This window comes from Plesiomonas sp. (assembly GCF_051650925.1).
In the GTDB taxonomy this organism is placed as follows: domain Bacteria; phylum Pseudomonadota; class Gammaproteobacteria; order Enterobacterales; family CAMTGL01; genus Plesiomonas.
This window is the reverse complement of the sequence record NZ_JBOFRH010000093.1, coordinates 1-1338: the sequence shown is the minus strand read 5'-3', so window position 1 is coordinate 1338 and position 1338 is coordinate 1. Positions and strand designations below refer to the sequence as shown.

The following is a 1338-nucleotide window of genomic DNA, read 5'->3' as shown; positions in this document are numbered from 1 at the left end:
AGCAGTTAAGTCCGCAACAGTATCAACGTACCCGAGTTCTGACACTGCTCGGTACCATTATCACGCAATTTGCCTTGGGCTCGGTGTATACCTGGAGCCTGTTCAATGCGCAGCTCTCCAGCAAGCTGGATGAGCCGGTAAGTCAGGTAGCGTTTGCCTTCGGTTTACTGAGTCTGGCGTTGGCGGTGGCCTCGTCATTGGCTGGCAAACTGCAAGAGCGCTTCGGTGTGCGTAAGGTGACTTTGGGGGCCGGCCTGCTGTTAGGTTTGGGATTTTTTCTCACCGCTCATGCTAGCAATCTGATGATGCTGTATCTGTGCGCCGGTATTTTGGTGGGTTTTGCTGACGGTACGGGCTATTTGATGACGTTGTCGAACTGTGTGAAATGGTTCCCTGAGCGTAAGGGGCTGATTTCCGCCTGTGCCATTGGCGCGTATGGGTTGGGCAGTTTGGGCTTTAAATACATTAACTTATTGCTGCTTTCTAGCACCGGCCTGGAAAATACCTTCAAGATGTGGGGATTGCTGGCGATGGTGCTGGTGATGCTGGGGGCGCTGTTAATGAAAGATGCACCCGCGCGCCAAGAATCAGCTGGCACGCAACAAGCTCATGATTTTACGCTGGCACAAGCGATGCGTAAGCCGCAGTACTGGATGTTGGCGTTAATGTTTCTAACTGCCTGCATGAGTGGTTTGTATGTCATTGGCGTGGCCAAAGATATCGGCGAGAAAATGGTGAACTTGCCTGCCGTTGTGGCCGCCAATGCCGTGGCAGTGATTGCGATGGCGAACTTGGGCGGTCGTTTGGTGCTGGGCATTTTGTCTGACCGTATGCCGCGCATTCGTGTGATTTCGCTGGCACAAGTGATTACGCTGGCGGGAATGGCTCTGCTGCTGTTTGTACCACTGAATGCCAACTTGTTCTTTGCTGCTGTTGCCTGCATTGCCTTTAGCTTTGGTGGCACTATTACGGTCTATCCGTCTTTGGTCAGTGATTTCTTTGGCTTAAATAACCTGACCAAGAACTACGGGGTGATTTATCTGGGCTTTGGTCTGGGTAGCATTATCGGCTCAGTGGTGGCGTCGTTGTTTGGCGGCTTTATGGCGACCTTCTACCTGATTCTGGCTCTGCTGGTGGTGGCGTTGGGGATATCGCTGACTATCCGTCATCCGCTGACAACCCAGCATCAGCAGCAGATAGAGTTAAGCTAAGTTGGCTATTTTGTAGGGAAGCAGAAATTTGCCATCAAATGCTAACCTCGTAATAGCAGACATCAAGCATAAAGAAAACAAACACAAAAAAAGGCTGCGTAGGCAGCCTTTCTCATTGATGCTCGGA

General features: G+C 51.2%; 1 protein-coding gene. It reads left to right on the top strand.

What is annotated here, in order from left to right; genetic code table 11:
* A partial coding sequence (locus ACRC27_RS02060) for an L-lactate MFS transporter (protein WP_438639076.1) occupies nucleotides 1–1211 on the top strand: 1211 nt, incomplete at its 5' end.
* Nucleotides 1212–1338 lie beyond the last annotated feature (127 nt).